This is a genomic window from Nocardia sp. NPDC051756 (genome assembly GCF_040681495.1).
Taxonomy (GTDB): Bacteria; Actinomycetota; Actinomycetes; order Mycobacteriales; family Mycobacteriaceae; genus Nocardia.
In genome coordinates this window covers 36,299-53,863 of the sequence record NZ_JBFAYV010000005.1, presented here as the reverse complement: position 1 = coordinate 53,863, position 17,565 = coordinate 36,299, and the positions used below count along the sequence as shown (strand labels likewise).

The 17,565-nt window shown below is 66.4% G+C and carries 3 protein-coding genes (1 of these 3 running past the window's edge); 2 read left to right on the top strand and 1 reads right to left on the bottom strand.

Translation table 11 applies throughout. From position 1 onward, the window contains the following. Window positions 1-92: 92 nt before the first annotated feature. Window positions 93-1,727 carry a hypothetical protein gene (locus AB0M22_RS22345; protein ID WP_364729967.1) on the bottom strand — a complete coding sequence of 545 codons (1,635 nt, stop codon included), beginning with the start codon at window positions 1,725-1,727 and terminating at the stop codon, window positions 93-95. A 264-nt stretch (window positions 1,728-1,991) separates the two neighbouring features. Between AB0M22_RS22345 and AB0M22_RS22340 the strand changes: the two genes are divergently transcribed. After that, window positions 1,992-2,477 (top strand): YbaB/EbfC family nucleoid-associated protein, encoded by a 486-nt coding sequence (locus tag AB0M22_RS22340; protein ID WP_364729964.1) that lies wholly within the window; start codon window positions 1,992-1,994, stop codon window positions 2,475-2,477. 18 nt (window positions 2,478-2,495) lie between these two features. Further along, window positions 2,496-17,565, top strand: partial view of a C2 family cysteine protease gene (locus tag AB0M22_RS22335; protein WP_364729961.1) — the 5' portion only. Its footprint extends 17,816 nt past the window's final position; the window shows 15,070 of its 32,886 coding nt (coding positions 1-15,070); the start codon lies at window positions 2,496-2,498; the stop codon falls past the right edge of the window.

Below are 17,565 nucleotides of genomic sequence, written 5' to 3'. Positions count from 1 at the left end.
TAGGCCGAAGTGCGGTATCGACACCTCGGCTGTGCAACGAGGGGACGCCGTAGCCCGGGCGGCGGCGCCTTCGTTCAGCCGTGGTTCCTGCGCTACGGGGCGGGCACCGATCCGCGTTGCCGGAAGCGTTGTTCGAATCCTTCGCGGTACGCCGAGGGGGCGGTGGACGAGGAGGATTGTTCGATGACTCCGTCGTCGGCGATGTAGAAGATGGCGCGGCCGATGGCGATTTCGCCGGGTTCGGTCGGGACGAACACCATCCAGCCGACCTCGAGGCGTTCGGCGACGAGTTGGTCGAGCGGGTAGTCGGTGGTGTCGACGCCGAGGCCGAGAATGTGCCGGCGTACCAGCGTGACCGCCTGGCCCTGGGACAGTGGCTCGACAACTGTCGCCGTGCGGCCGGCCAGCGACAGTTGATACATAGCGCCGTCGATGTTGTCGCTGGACTCCTCGAACACCGCGGTCAACGTGTTCCGGGTGACCACACCGGCTTCGGCTGCGGCGACCAGTGTGGCCGCGGCTTGCCGTTGCCGCTCGGTGGTTTCACCGCCGAGCAGGTTGCACACGATATCTGTGACTGTTTCGGCCGACCAGACACCAGGGACGGCGGCGCTGATCGTCTCGGCGCCCGGTGATTCGCCGCGGTACCAGTTGTCGTTGACCCACCAGTAGCAGAACGACAGCATGCCCTGCGCGGCACGGGGATTGAGTACCTGATTGGCCACCCAGTCGGGGGCGCCGGCATACAGGTCCGGCAGCTCGACGTCGTCGTTGTAGGCGGCGTCGAGTTCGGGGGCGTTCCAGATGCCGCCGGAGAGCACGGCGCGGCCGCCGGGCAGCACGAACAGGGTGGAGCCGCTGCGCGCCGAGCCTTCGAAGATGCCGAGCGCGGGACGGATTCGTGGTCCGAGTTCGGCGCCGATGGCGACGAAGGCCGCCGCGATCGTTGCCCAGCGTGCCCACAGCACGGGAAGCGGCGGGAAGTCGTCGGGGGAGAGCACCGAGGCGATGCCCGCGTCGCGATCGGCGCGCGCCCGTGCCGCCGCGTCCTGTGGCGAACGCCATTGCCGCTCGTCGTGAAAGATGTACGCGCCCAACCACACCGGAATCCGGTCGCGCGGAAACGCTTCCAGATCGGCCCGGTAGGCGTCGGGCGGCAGCAGTTGATCGTCGGGGAACGGCTCGTCGCCATAGTCGTAGTCGACCTCGACGTCGCCGGTGGCGTCGAGCTGGATCAGCATGCGCCACCAGGGTCCGTCGCCGAGTTGCGCGGAGATATCCCGGTGCAGCAGAACGAGTTCGGTGACCGCCGGCGAGGGCTCGGCCCGGGACACCTGATCGGTTTCGTCGTAGTACAGCACGTAAGCCACGCCGCCGGTGACCGTGAGCGCGAAGACCGCCTCCAGCGAATGCCAGCCGTCGGGGCCGGTGGCGCCGAGTTCGCGGGCGATCTGGTGGGCAAGCTCGGTGGCCGCCTCATCGGTGGTCGGTGGTTCGGGCGTCGGCGCCTCGGACGTGGGCTCGTCAGTAGGGGCCGGATCGGCTGTGCGCACTTCGTTGGCCGGCGCTTGCGGCAACGGCGCATCGGGGGTCGGCGCGGCGTCAGCGTCCGGCGGAGCCGGAGGGGTCAGCGCGCTGTCCGGCTGCTCTGTCGAGGAGGTTTCCGACTTGCCCAGGGTGAAGCCGACATCGAAAGTCGCACCGCCGGTGGAGTCTTGGGGTCCCATGGTGTTCAGCTCCTCGGTACTGCTGTCCCGATCGGTTTCAGGTGCGGGTGGCCCCGGTTCAGATGTTGACCAGGAGCAAAATCATTTGACTGAAAGTCAATCAGAACGCTAGGGTCGACGTCAATCGCTGTGCCCGATGCGCCGTGATCTTGTCGGAGCGACACCCGGTGGCAGCGCCGGGCGTCGCCGGCCGACTCGTCGAATCGGGCTGCCCATGCGCCGCGTAGCGACGTTCATCGTTGCCTGACAGGAGGTTTCGCCGTGGTGGACAGTCGCAGACCCGACAATCATCGCGTCGAGGGTGATATCGCGGACCTCATGGAAACGGTCGGCACGCACATCCGATCCATCGCGGACATGCAACGCAAGCGCAGCGAACTCGTCGCCGTCGCCAGTGCCGGAGGCAGGCGGGTCACGGTCACCTGCAATGCGGACGGCGTGCCGATCGATGTCGTCTTCGCCGACGACATCGACGACCTCGATTACGAAGACATCGCGGCGGCGGTGCTCGAGGCCGCGCAGGAGGCCGCGGTCAAGGTCGTCGCCATGGCCGAAGACCTGCTGGCTCCGGTTCGTGCGGCGCGCGCCGAGCTGCCCAGTTTGTCGTCGCTGGTCGAGGGGATGCCCGACGTGCGCATAAAGGTGCCTGAGCTGCAACGGGCTTCGTTCGAATCGCAGGCCGCGCGCACTCGCTTCGCGGCCGGCGACGACGCTGTACCCCGGCCGCGGTCTGTCATCGACAGTGAGTGATTCGGCGCCGCCGCACCCATGAGTATCGATCTGCCCCCCGGCGTGCAATGGCTGAGCTATCTGGCGGGCAGTGCGTGGCCCAAGGGCGACGAGGACAAGATGTTCTCGATCGACGACGCTTTCCAGACAGCGGCGACGCAACTGGAAGGCTTGATCGATCAGTTGCGGGCGGCCTGCGATACCGCGACGGCTAATTACTCGGGTCCGAACGCGGACAAGATGAAGCAACAGTTCGAGCTGTTCTTCTCCGGCGATTCGTCGGTAGCGAGCATGGCGAGTTCGATGCGGCAGCTCGGATCCTCGGCACATGAGATGGGCGTCTCGATCGAGCATACGAAACTGCAGGTCATTGCCACGCTGGTGATGCTGGCCGCGGAGATCGCGTATCTGCTGACGACCTGGTTCGGGGCGGCGATGGTTCCGCCGCTGAAAGTCGCGGCCGAGAGCGTTCTCGCAAGTATCGGGCGGTCGCTGCTGACCAAGCTGCAGGCGCACGCCGCGTGGATGGCCGCACGGCCGATGTGGCAGCTGGCCGCGATCAGCGGTGGCATACAGGGAGTCCTCGGCGTGGCCGCCGAGGCCGCTGTACAAGGCTGGCAGAAGGGCCAGGGGCATATCGGCGGGATCAATCTGGGTCAGGTATTCATCGCGGGCGCAACTGGTTTCGCGGGTGGCGCGGTAGGCGCACCGGTCGGCAGCATTGTCGGTAAGGGTCTGGGAAACTGGGTCGCCCAGAGATTTACGATGACGGTGCCGAAGGCCACCGGCGTCGCCTTCGTCGCCGGCGTCGCGGGCGGGTTGGCGGGTGCCGGCGCGGGTTTCGTCGTCGGCGGCGCACTGACCAGGGAATGGGATTTCGATCCGGCCATGCTCGCCGGCGGCGCGGCGGGCGGCATGCTCGGCGCGATGCACGGCGCGGTGGGTCACGTGCGAACCGCGGCCCTGGCGAAGTCGGCGGCGAACCTCAAAGCGATATCCATTTCCGACGGCAGCTCCACCAGTTTGGTATCGGGGAATGGCGGCGGTGCGGGCGGCGGCGGTGCCGCGGTGAACCGTGGGGCGCAGACCGCCGAGTCGCCGCGACGAACTGGTCCACCGTCCTCGCGGGCAGCAGGCTCGACGGCCGGGAACAACCGGAGCGCGGTACCGCCGAGATCGGCACCTGCCCCAGGCGCCGGCGAAGCGTCTACGCGAACGAAACCCGCAGCGACCGGCAGTATTTCGGTGAAGAGCGTGCTGCGTGGACGCGCTGGCTCGTGGCACGCCGGCGCGGATGACGGTTCGGCGCCGCGTAATTCCGCGTCGTCGACGCCGGACGGCAGGCAGCGGTCGAGCAGTGCGCCACCACCGGCCACCCGCGGGTTCGACGATGCTTCGGGATCACGGCCTGCGTCGCGTGCGTCGGCTGCGCCGAGTTCAGTGGGGTCCGAGCATCTCGCGGCGAATCCGGCGACTGCCAAGAGTTCCGACGGCGGATCCGCTGCGCTGGTTCAGCATTCGGGCGACTCTGGGTTGCGCGGCTCGAACGATTACACGCCGACGCCCAGTGAGGGGAGGGCGCAGTCGGTCTCGGACGCGTCATCCAGGGCCTCGGTGTCCGGCCCCGGTAGCGTGGCCGGCTCGGCGGACGGCCGGTCCGCGTCCGGCGGATCGGCGAGCGAGAGCCGCAGTGGATCTGTAATCCCTTCTCGCCCAGCTACTCCGGAGGCCGGATCGGTAACCGCTCGATCCGGGAGCGCCCTCTCCTCGGCGGCGTCGGACCCGGGGTCGCAGCATCGCGTCACGGCCGCACCCGGCGACTCCGCCGCAGCGCGCACGACCGGGCCGCGGTCAGTTCGGGAGGAGCAGTCGTCGACGCAGTCGCGGGCTTTGCCCGCAGGGCCGGAACGTACGGCCGGCCCGGTGACCGGACGACCGAGCGACGGCAGCGATTCGGCCGCTCGCACCTCGCATTCGGAGCCATCGGTATTCGACCGCCTGAAAGATCAGCCCTCCAGCCAGAGCTCGGGCGAGTCATCGCACACCAAGGCGAGATTGTCCGAAAATGGTGATGCCCCAGCTCTTTCCGAACACACCACGCCTCATCCCGACACCCCCGCCGGTCCGCACCGCACCGATCCGCCGCGCCGGACGCCAGTTGCCGACGGGCCGATGGACCCGCGTGAGCTGCAGCTGCGGAGCCGATTGCGAGAGTCGCCGGAGGTCCTGAACCATCCCGTCGTGGCCGAGGCGCAGAAGCGGCTGCGGACCGCGGAAAACGACGCCAAGGACATCTCGCCCGGACTGCCGAAGCATGTCGAGCCCGAATCGAGGGCTGCCAAGGCGTTGCTGGAGCTGTCCAGGGATGCCGCGAACGAAGTGGAGCAGGCGCGGCAGGCGCACGAGGCAGCGGTAGCGCATGCGGTGCAGGAGCGTTACGAGGCTTTGCGGGCCGAGAGCGAGGCTCGGATCGCTGCCGATGAACAGGACAGGGCGTGGCTGCGTGAGTCCACCGACGCGCAGAAGGACGTCGCGGTGGAACGTCTCCGTCAGGAGACGGAGGGGGTGAAGGAGGCCAAGGCCCGGTTCGAGACGGCACAGGCGGAGCTCGAGGCGGGTCTGCGGGGCAGGCTGGACGAGAATATCGAGGCGTCGAAGCGTGGGGTCACGACGGCGCAGGAAGCGTTGGAGCACAGTAGGAAAGCGCATGCGGAGGCCAGGGCAGGCAGCGAGCCGCGGCCGGAATACTTGCAGCGGTTGCGCGGGGAGGTCGACCAGCGTCGAAATGAGCTGCGGCAGGCCCTGATCGAGCACGAGGCGTTGCTGACCGCCACGAAGGACCGTCCCGACGAGCTGGCCGCGGCGCGCAGGAGACGGACCGAGCTGGTGCCGGGTTGGCGCGGCCGGTGGCAGCTCGGTTGGCAGGTGAAGGAGCGAGCCGCTGTCTGGACGGAGGTGTTGGGCCGGCGCGAGTCGGAGGCGGCGGCGCGGTCTCGGGTGGCGGAGCTCGGCGATGAGCTGGCGGCGAAGGAAGCGGCTTACCCGCAGGCTGTCGCCGGATTCAAGGTCGTGATGCGCGAGGTGATCGAACAACGCCTGGCGGCCTTGGAGAACGCCAAGACGCTGGATCGAGACGCCTACGAGGCGGGGTTGGCGGATCGGAGCGAGGCGATGGGGGCGGCGGCGCGCAAGGCCGAGGAGATGGCGTCGGCGGTGGTGAAGGCGGCGTTCGCGTTCCGGGACGAGGTGCTGCGTCAGACCGAGGAAACCAATCCGGTGATCGGGCGGGGCGCGAGCGACGCGGAACTGGATCAGATGGTGCGGCGTGGTTCGCGCGCGGAGCAGGTGGCGGCGTTGCCGGAGTGGATGACGCGCCATGATCCGAATCCGGATCCGGCCAAGCGCCGCACGCCGCGGGAGACGCAGATGAAGGCGTACGTGCTGAGCGAGTTCGGGCCCGCCGATATGAAGGGCGGGGAGGGCAAAACACTGGTGATGGTCATGTCCGGGTATCGCGATGCCAGGGAAAATGGCGCGGCCACCCTGCTGACCAGCAGTGAGCCGCTGGTACTCGAGATGCTCGAGGATATGCACAAATACTGGGGGACGCGGGAGGAGCATCTGCGGGGGGTCAAGGACATGGGGGTGGATCTGGTGCAGTTGCGGGAGAGCGAGCCGTTCCCGCAGTGGGCCTGGGAGGCCAAGGATTCGGGTCGGAACCTGCTGGTAGTGGGAACCAAGGAAGCGGTGCTGTTCGCCGGGTTGCAGGAAGCGCACACGATGGTGGACGACATCGCGCGCGCAGGGGCGCCGGCGCAGGTGGTGACCGAGCTGCGGAACTGGCTGCGCACCGAACCGCACGTCGACGCGTTGGCGGATCGTCTGGACGCGGTGGCCGAGGAACACGGCTCGGCGCGGCGGTTCCGGCCGCTGCCGGAGGCGACGGGCAATCTCGACGAGATCGACACCGCCTTCGACGGACAGGTGCGGGCGATCCTGTCGACGGGGGAGCGCGAGGACGCGTCACCAGTGTGGGTCGCCGAATTGGAGGATGTGTACGAGAAGTTCCGCCTCGCGATCCTCGAAGACCCCGAGAATGCCTTGACCCCAGGGGATTTCGGCAGGCCGCAGGGCACCACGGGGCTCTGGCACGCGCGGCTGGGGAAGGGTGCCGTCGAGAAGCTGGTCGCGGTGGCCGGGGATCGACATGCGGTGCTCGCCGCAGCGAAACATTACGAGCGGTTCGCGCTGGCGAAGTGGGGACTCACCGCTGGTAAGGATTACGTCGTCTCCCGTGCGGAAGACAAGGTGATGTTGATCAACGCCAAAACCAACGACCAGGTGCAGTGGGACAGCAACAAGTCCAGTGAAACGCGGTTGCAGGAGCTGGGACAGTACCTCGACGTCGTCGAGCGAGTGACCGTGCGGGGCAACCATGCGGAGGATTCGCTGACCACGTCGTTGAAGCAGTGGATCGGCAGCCGGTTCCTGCAGAATCCGAGGGGCTTGTCGGGCACGATCAAAGAAGTCCAAGACGCCGTGTACGCCAGCTGGGGCGGTGCGCATGACGAACGGGGCCACTATTTCGGGGTGACGGAAGTCGAGCGCTGGTACCCCTCGAAAGCGATCGAGGAAGAGGCCCAGCACTTCGGGACTCTCGAGGCGAAACTGCAGGCCAAGGCCACCGATATCCTCGACGCCGCGAAGATCTCCTTCGAGGTGCGCGACGGCACGATCACCGGCCTGCGGCAGCGGGGACGGCCCCAGTGGGATATCTCGCTCGACAACTCCGAGATCCGAGGCACCGTAGAACGCGTGGTCGAGCGGGTGGTCGACAAACCGGGCGGCGGGCGGATGGTCGAGGAGACCAGGACTCCACTGCACGGCTGGCAGGACAAGCAACCGCACGAGCGCGGCCTGATCGACTGGGTCGACGCGCTCGCCGATCAACGGATCAGGAAGTACGCCAGCGAGCACGGGCTCGAGGTGGCGGCGGACGTCAAGGTCGAGTACAAGGTGCTCGACGCCCATTGGTATGTGCAGAACGGCGGCGGCGATACCGCCGAAAAGGCCGCCAAAGTTCTGGTCGACGACTTCGGTGACGTGGGCGACATCATGTTCATCAACAAGTCCGGTGCGCGCGGCAGCGATCCCACACCTACCGCGGATGCGATCGAACTCGGCGGCGTCATCGTCAGAATCAGTGGCGGACCGGCCTTCTCACCGCGCGTGGTGTTGCAGGCAATCTGGCGGACCGCCCGCGGCGGGTTCGGCCCCGATCGGGAAAACGGCGGCACGCCCGGATCCTGGAAGATCTACACCGCCGACGGAGATCTGCTCACCGAGATCCCCGATGCGCAAGCCGCCCGCGAGATCACCTACTACCAGAACGCCGTGCGCGAACGCGACCAAGCGGCCCGCGAATACGAAGCACAGCCCTCGCCAGATAAACAGAACACCCTCAGCGAAGCCAACGAACGCGTCGACGAAGCAGTACGGGTGCTTCAGGAAGAAACCACGCCAAGGCTGCAACGCCGGGCCGAGGAACAACTACTCGCCCCCCACCGCGAGCCCGAGCACGCAGTAGGCCCACACAGTGGGGCAGTGGACCATAACTTGACCGGCGGCCATTCCGGCGCCTACCGGGCCGGTATTCCGACAACCCAGACCCCTTCGGCGCCCGGCACGGTCGCGTCGCCGCCGCCTGCCATCCGTCCCGTGACCACCGCGCTCGACGGCAGCGGCGAGGCTCCGCCCGGTATGGGGCCGGCTACTTCGCCGCCCGCGACACCACCCCCGTCGCACTCCACCACACCGCCGCAGGAAAACACCCGGTCCGATGATCCGGCTCAGCAGGACGACAGCCCGCCGAAGAACACTCCGGACGCGCCGTCACTGCCGCCGCGATCGGACGGCTCGGCAGATACCTTGTCGCCCAACCGATCCGATGCGCCGGGACGTACCACGGCGAAGTTCGCTCCGCCGGTCGGCCAAACAATCTCCGGTCCGGGGTCGGACGAGATCTTCGATGCGGGTGATGCGTACTCGGCGGGGTTTGTCGACGACTCACGGCTGGCACTGTCGGAATCGCCGGCACCCGATGGCTACGTTGGCGCCCCGACCCCGCACCTCGGCGCCGCCGACACCGCAGCCGTGTCCGCGACCGAAACCACAGCGGCGGAGTCACTTTCCGGCAGCCTCTCCGGTCCGGCGCCCCCCGACGACATAGGCAAGGTCGATCCTGACGAAAGGCCCAAGTTGTTCTCGGTGCCGCCGCCGGATCTGGGTGTGCAGGCTGTGGGAGTGATCGGTAATACCGAGAACACGGTACTGATCGCCCGAAATGGCATGGATGTCGTGGTAATCGGGCCCAGCGACAGTATCGAGTGGGACGGGCAGGTGGTCCGGCAAAACGCGCAGATCAGGGTGAGTTCGGATCCGCAGCGGATATACCGGGTACATGCCGCACTGCTCGGATACTTCGAATGGTCTGTGGGTCCCGATGGCGCGCGGGTGGGTAGGCCAGAGCGTGACGTGGATGGTCAGCCGCTGACTCAGCTGTTGTTCTACCACGGGAACAAGGCCGTCCAGGTGGGTGCGGGCGAGCTACTGGCGATCGAGCCGGAGGACGACGACGAGGTATACGTCGAGAACCTGAGTTGGCGGGTCACCCTGGCGTCGAAAGCTGTGCACGCGTTGGGCTTCGGCGGCCCGGCCACGTCGATGGTCGCGCATACCGGCCCGGTCTTCGCGACGCAGAATTCGCAGCCGATGCCGCGGCCTTCGGATGCTCGGGCGGGGGCCCGCGCGGACTTCGCGGTGCTGATGAACAACCTGAGCAGGGAGGCCATGCGAGATCCGCAGGCCTTGGCGGAAATGTTCCATGAGTATCCCGACCAGACAGTGGGGGTGCGGTTCTTCGTCGACGGTCAGCCGGTGTGGGTGCGGGTCGATCGGACTCTGCCGCACGAGGTGTCGCCGTCGTCCGGAGAGCCGATGTATGCCGGGCATATCGATGGTGAGCCGATGTGGGCGGCCTTGGCGCAGAAGGCATTCGCGTTGCTGCGGCCTGATATCACCGCCAAGGCTACGGTATCGATCCGTCCATTCGGCGCACCCGCTCATCCGCCGCCGATCGCGCCGATGCCGGGCTCGTCGATCACCGCGCCGACCGGCCGGTTGGCCATCGTCGATCAGGACGGTGAGCTGCTCAGTGTCCGGCCTGGTGACGAGCTGCACGGCGCGGTCGATCCAGCGAACCCGGATCTGCTCACGGTGTGGATCGGTGACGAGCCGACGGCCGCGCGACACTCGGTGCACCGAAATCTGCTCGGTGAGCTGACGGTTTTTCCGCCGGGGAGCGACGGTGCCTACCACTGGACGACGCCGACGAAGCCGGCGGTCGAAGTCACCGGACTGCGCTGGCTGTCACCGAGTGGTGCCGCGCGCCATACGCCGGTTGGCGGGCAGGTACCGCTGCGCGCCGGTAGTGGGGGTGAACCTCTGCTGGACGGGAAGACTCGGGTATCCCCGCACGCGCTAGGACAGCTCGGTCGCTCGATAGCGACGGCGACCGGTCCGGTATTCGGTGCGGCGGGGCCTGTGCCCGCCGACGCGGCCCAAGGCAAGGCCGGGGACTGCTACCTGATCGCGCCGCTGATGGACATCGCCGAATACCACCCGCAGGCGATCAGGGACATGATCGTCGAATACCCCGACGGCACTGTCGCCGTGCGGTTCTTCACCACAGATGGTGTTCCGCAATGGGTGCGAATCACCAAGGACTTCTACGCCGACGCGAGCGGGCAGATGATCTATGCGGCCAACGACGCGCGGCGAGCGTTGTGGCCCGCTCTGATCGAAAAGGCCTACGCGGTCTGGCGCGGTGGTGACTACGCCTTGATCAAGGGCGGGCTCGCCGCGCACGTGATGGGGCAGTTGCTACCGCCGTACGAGCTGAATGCGAAAGGAACCGCCCCGCAACCCGTGCGCGGCATCGACCTGATCACCTTCCTGCACCCGATGCGCTTCGGTGTCGACACGATCTACGACCTGATCATCGAGCGACTCGGTCAGAATGCCGACGCGGATACCGCATTCGCCTTCGCGCAACGACTCGGCCAGCTCGAACCGATCTGGAGTCGGAGCAACAAACCCGCCTCGGTCCCAGCCTTCCAGGACTTCTTGAACCTCCACCTGGGGTCCGCCGAGCGCACACTGTGGCAGACCGAGATCGCCGCCGTACTCGGCTACCTCGGCCAAACCGACGATCCACAGCGCGCCATGACCAGTTCCGTTGTCCAGCAACACTTCTCCGACCTGTTCCATTTCGTGCGCAGCCGTGGTGACCAGGTCGTGCTGAACACTCGTAGCTTCGGGTCCTATGTGGAGAACACCACCAAATATCCAGGATTGGTGGGTACTCATGCCTATGCGGTGGTCGACGTACGTCCCGGCGCCACCGGCGGGGTCGACATCGTCCTGCGCAATCCGTGGACAGACAACCCAGTTGTGCCGCAAACGATCAAGGGACTGACCTACGGCCCGGACCGCACCCTGACCCTCGACGCCACCCACCTGACCAAATTCCTTTACCTGTCCATCCGCGGCACCGGCACACGCTTCGCGTTCGGGAACGCCCCCGCACTGCCGTCGTTCAGTGGACCCGGCGTCGAGACCAGCCCACTCGCCACGCCTACCACGCACGACGGGTCCGCCGCTCCGCCGGCGGACACTCCGGCCGACCACCAGGCCACGTCGTCGGCCGACACCAGTCCGCCGGCACAGAGTTCGATGCCCACGGCGCTGACCCAGCCGCCCACCACGGCGAGCGCCGGGCAGGTGAATCACATCGTCCGGAATTTGGGTTCGCAGCGGGACGGGCTGAAGGAGGTCGTCGATATCGTCCCGGTGCCGCAAACGACAGCAACGTGGCTGCGCGAACAGCTCTACCGTCACGTGGTCGGGGCAACTGGGGAAGACGAGCGGTTCCGGGCCGAACTCAGCCAGGTGGTCACCCCCCGCCTGATCAGCAGCGAGTGGTCGCGGCTGCTCACCAAGCGGGGCCTGCCGCTGCGCGTGACCTACCGTGGCCGCCGCTTCCCCGTTTCGATCCGCCTGCGTCTGCGCAACGCGCGGCCGGCCGAGGAGCAACTCCCGCCGGTGGGCGACCGCGACGCCGAAGGCAACGGTCCGCCGGTCACAATGTGGCTCTACGCGCGCGGATCGACCTCGACCAGCCATAGCGCCAGTGAACACGACCTACGATCGCTCTCGGGTTCCTACGGCGCGAAAGTGCCGATGCACGAACGAGGCTTGCGCAGTCTCGATTTCACGCCGAATGGTTCGGTCATCGTGAACCAGTACGGCACGCGCGTCGAGGCCGGTGCGACGGTCGAGTCGACAGTCAAGAAGTTGACCAAGGGGCCTTCCATTCCACACACCTACGAACAGGAATGGCAGTTCAGCCTGAACCAGGGTATCGACGATGTCCTGCCAGCCGATAGCAGTGCGAAGGTGTGGCATGATATCGCCGGGGTGGCGCCCGACCTATTGATGATCTGGATTCCGAAATTCCTGGTCCACAATATCGAATTGCCACGCGTCGATCCGAACAATTCGGCGACGGTCCCGGCGGTCTTTCATCCCGAGCAGACCGGCGAAACCGCGCCGTCGTTGTCACGATTCCCGTTCTATTCGGCACTCAGCATTCCGAACCACGACGAACTGCTGGCCGACGTATACCAGGGATTCCGCGAACGACTCGCGGGCATCTCCTACGAATCCGTAGGCGACCTGATGGACTTCTTCAAAGAAGAGAACATTCTGGGCAATATTCCGTTGATGCGCGGCGGGTGGCTGCCCTCCCCTTCCTGGTTGGACACGAACAATGAATCTCTCGGCTTCTTCTTGATGCGAGTCGATTTCGAGGGCGGCACCGAAATCACCGGCCCTACCCACGAGAAATTCGGCCTGGAAATATACACCCTCCGCGAGGTGGGTGTGACGGGCAAGTCGACGATCGCCAACGAATCCGGTACGCACCCGGCATTGACCATAACCCTCGGCGCGGGGGATCCCTTCCCCGAGACCAGATACCCCCGCCTCGGCGGCCAGATCACTTTCCGCGGCGGCGTAGCCGACCACTCCAGTCTTTCCCTCGGTTACGGCAGGAAAGCGCACACCTCCCGTGGGCTGCGGCTTCACGACGATCTGCTGCACACGACGCCCCGCATGCGCGTCCATCTCGTCCTGGTCCGGGACGGTAAGCGTTTCGGACCCGCAGCGGGAACACCACTGGCCGACGGGAAAACGTACCCGATCAACACGTTGGTGCCGCCGAAGGGAACCCTGGGCGGCAAACCGACCGCGACGCCGCCCCCGTTGTCGAAGAAGACTCCCGGCCCGAATTCGGCGGAGCAACCGATCGAGACTCGCTCCCCGGCACCGAAGGAAACCCCGGCCAAAAAACCGACCCCGATTCGGTACCTGCCGCCGAAGCTGCTGCATTTGCGTCAACTGAGCCTCGACACCACCCCGTTCGGGGTCACCGGCACCGACCCCTTGTTCGCATCAGCTGAAAAGTTCCTGTCCGGCGCCGGCTTTTTCTCGAGCGAACATGATGGGCCGGGTGTGCTGGACTTGGTCGAGCAGAAGGGGCTCGCGATAGCGCGCGAAAACAATATCGCCGCTTTCGAGCGAATGAAGGCGCAGTCCGATTTAGTTGCCGCTTTTCCCGAAATGATCGATGGCGAGGTAGACGAGACGAATCTGACGCTCGCGGGCGGTACCATCCAGTGGTTCAAGAAGCCCCGCCGGTTCGGTACCGAGAGTATTTCGATCAGGATTGTCACGAAACGCTACTACGCTGCGCCGGACCGCCCACACGACGACGTCATTCATGAGCGTGCGCTGCCCAAATTCCAGACACAGAACCGGGCAGGCATCAACCTGTCCGGTAGCACGCAGTCCGACACCGCCTCGCCGCTGTCGAATTGGAACGGCGGAGGCAATGCGGCGATCATCAACCCGTTCAATGTGCCGAGCAATCAAATCATCGCCGGCGTGACGCCGAACGCCGTTCATTCGCATCACGACTCGGGTGGAGCGGCATACGGCTTCGATACCGGCGCCACGAATATGATCATCAGCCCCGCTGACGACGGCACACAAAACTTCAGAGTACCCGTGATGCATTGGATGGAGATTTCCTACAGTGCCGGCGAGGACCCGGACTTGATGCGCAGTGCGGGCGTGGTCCGCCTCAATGTGCCCACCTATCGCACGGAGAACACAGCGCCTGCCGACCCGTCCCCGCCTCCGGTCGCGACCATTCGGGAGATCACGGACGAGGACATCGACCGACTCGCTCTACCGACCCGAGGCCTTCCCGGGCAGGCGATCGTCCTCGACGCCGGCTCCAGCACGAAAATCCGCCAGGCCGTTTTCGCTCTCATCAACGGAACGAGGCCCGATACCGAGCAGGTCGAGGAGGTCGAGGAGGTCGAGCCGACGATATCGGGGGCATTCCCGGTCGATCCCGAACAGGATGCGGTCCTGCCGCGTTGGACTCCGCAACCGGCAGCGGAGCCCGAGCAGACGAGCCCGCCTACCGCCGACCTGCCGACCTCGGAAACTCCCACTATCGTCGTCACCGATCCGTCCGGCGCGCTGCATACTGTTTCCCCGGCACCCGACACCGCGCCTGCTCCCGAACGCATACCCGGTGGATTCCCGGTCGAGTCGCCCGAGCAGACCACGCCTCGCCCGTCCGACACGCTGACGCCGGACGTGCCGACGATCGTCATCACCGATCCCTCGGGCGCGCTGCACGATGCGTCGCGGGCACTCTCCGACCCCGAATCGGAACCCGATGTGCGCCAAGGCTGGGTCGAATGGGGGATCAACAAGATCGCCGTCGGCGGTAACTGGCTCTGGGAACAGTCTTTCGGCGGGCGCGTCGCCGAGCCGGAGTCGGCACCCTACCAAGTCATTCACCACGCCCTCTCCCCGCAAGCTCAGCTGGCGTCGCTGGTGCAGACTTCGCATAGCTCCGACGAGATCGAGGGGGTCGGCACCGCGGGCGTCATCGCGGGCACCGACTACATCATTCGACTCGAGTCCTACCTCACCGACGTTGTGGTGCTGCCGAAATCGGCGAAGATCAACGCCGAGAACTGGTCTCCTGCCCAGGACCATGCGGAGGAGAAATCGGAAACTCTGGACAGCGACCAGCTCGGCCTGAGTGTCGCACAACGCTTCGGCGAAGACGCCGACCACAGCGCCATTCCCGGCGGTACGTACCAGCACTCGATCTCCCGCTCGCGGCATGCCACGGCAGCCGAAACCATCGGCACCAACCGGGTAACGACGACCGCCGTCAACGCGGCCGGAACGAACCCGGCGGGACCGCGCGGCGAGGCCTATCGGTTCACCGCACGGGTAGTGCACGCGGTCACCGTCGAGACCGGTACCCGCAACCTCCTCACCGGTACGGCGAAAGACTTCGGCGCCATGGTGCACCGGCGCTCCAGAGCGGTGAGATATCTGACCGACGTGGGGCGGGCTCTCGTCGGAGCGGCGCAGCCGACAGCCTATGGCGACAACACCCTCGTCGTCGACGATCCCAACGGGACAGAATTCCTGTTGTACGACAAGGATCTACATCTGCATCCCCACCTTGCCCGCCTGGTCAAGGAGAGCGGTGTGCACAAGATCGTCAAGCAGAAGCGGGCCGATCTGTTCCTGCCGATCGGCTACGTCCTGAGCAACGGCGCCCTCACTTACGGCAACGTCGTCGAAGTGGACATCGAAGGGGGACACGACGGCTTCAAAGCGGCGGTCAAGGAAATGGTGGAGTCGGCGACGCCGCGGGTACTTTCTCCCAGCTCTGCCAACCACTTCCTCGGCGTCCTGATGCAAGTCAACAAGCACACCTCCATTTTCGGCACCCGCACCCTCGCCAATGGGCCGGGTACCAAGTCGTTCGTCTTCGTCGACCGCACCTACCCGTTCCTTCCGCGCCCTTTCGAGGTGGTCTTCGAAACGCGGCCACATCCCAACGCCGACCTCGACCGGATTCGTGGACGGCGGCAGCCCAACGGCGTCGCGGTGGAGACCCATTTCCTGCACACGACCGCCGACGGCAACGCGCTCGGCGGCAGTAATACGGCGGTGGGCACCGGACGTAGCAGTGACGATCAGTGGAGCTTGAACCCCAGCTTCCAAGTGGAAGGCGGCGCACGGCCCACCTTCAGCTTCGCTGTCAAAGGCACCGGAAACATGGGTGGCACCAGGGATTCCAGCCGAGTGCGGGGCACCTCGATGCGCGGCGACGAGACCGCGCGATTCGCTGTGCCCTACGTGTTGACGGTCACGGTCCGATGGTGGCTCCTCGATCACGCGCACGCGACCTACCTGGCCCGCCTCGCCGCAGCGACGGCGGGAATCCTGCTGGGACTGGATACCTCGCAGTGGGGCCGACCTGGCGGCTCCGTCTCGAAGTCCTTCCATGCCGTCAACCACATCCAATTCCATGTCGATGACACCAGAACCGACACCGCCACCGACACCGTCCTCCGCCGCGTCCGGCCCGACACCTACCAGTCCGATCCGTCGGTCCCTCGCCAGGCCCCGCCCGCGGGAAGCGTGGCGATCGAGCTGGAAAGACCGGCCGGGCTCGCCCCGTTGCTCGCGCAGCCGTGGTTGCCGAGCAGACCGATCCAGATCTACTGGTTCGACGCGATCGATCAGCTCGATCGATCGCTGCGCGCCGTTGCCCCCTCGGTCGAGGCCAATCACCGGACCCGGTCCGTCGAGAGCATGCTCCAGGTCTTGAACACGCTCGCCTCGACCGGCCTGCCGACCGTGCTCGGCCCCGGGTCCATCGCCGCATTCCTCGACAATGTCGACGCATCGGACCGAATTCTGCCGATCCCGACCGCACACCCCGACAGCCGGCGGGTCACCGGCATCACCGCCGAGGTGACGCTCTACTCGCCTGAGATCGACCGAACGAGCGGGGCGATCACTCTGGACGGCATGCAGGTCACGTCGGAGAGTTTCCAGTCCGAGGCAAGCCAGGCCAACACCTTCACGCCCACGGTCGGTGCGAGCGTTCCGACCACCGCGGATGCCAGCAACCGCGGCGCCCCCGCGGGCTTGCCGCTCGGCGGCGGCGCCAAGGCCCACGGCATGTCCAGAAAGGTAGGCAACCAACGCCGCTCGCTGCTGCGCATCGGCACCGCGGCGCTGAACGCCGAAGGGCTCGGCTCGGACAACCATCGCGCTTGGACCATTGTGCTGCTGAAGCTCATCGGCCCCAAGGGCACGCTCTGGGTCATCGGCAACGCACTCATCCGCACCACCGATTCGTTGCGCGCACCCACCGAACCCACACCTGCCCCCGCGGAGCAGCCCGCACAGTCCACCGACACCACCCCCGCCCCGGAACCCGCGAAGCAACCCGCACAAAGCCTCGAGACAACCGAACCCGCTGTGGCACTGGGCAACTCGATCGAGGCAACGAGCGGACCCGTTGTGCCGGATACGCCCATCGTCGAGCAGCACGCCACGGGGAAAGAACCCGGTGCGCTATCCGAGAGCCCAGGCCCGGCGCCACTGGAGCCGATCACCGATCTCGATGCGGCACCCGAGAGCGCACCCGCCCACAACATCGCGTCCGCGCGCGGTGTCCGGTGGCAAGGTCCTCGCTCGGCAGCGGTGGGCGGTATCGCCGCACCGGCCGGGCAGGTCTGGGAATCCATGCGCGACGACGGTGACTGCCTGCCCCTGCTGCTCGAACGCGTCGTCTATGCGGATGACCCGCCGCTGACACAGGAGATACTGGATCAGCGAATCGCCGCATTGCGCGCGGAGATCGTGACCGAGATCGAGACGAACGCCGAAGACTACTTCGAGCAGTTCGCGTCCCTTGTCGACGCGGCTGCCCTAGCCCCAGCCGAGGCAGAACTGCTCACTTCCGAGGAATTGGCCGTCCTGCAGACCGCACGAGACAACAACCGACTCCGCGCCGAATTCGACCGGCAGGTACAGGCGATCAGGGCTCCGCGGGTCTGGCGAAACGCGGCCAGCCACTTGACACCTCAGG

Excerpts from the sequence above, each read along its gene's own strand:
- AB0M22_RS22345 (WP_364729967.1), bottom strand. The coding sequence starts at position 1,727 with ATGGGACCCCAAGACTCCACCGGCGGTGCGACTTTCGATGTCGGCTTC.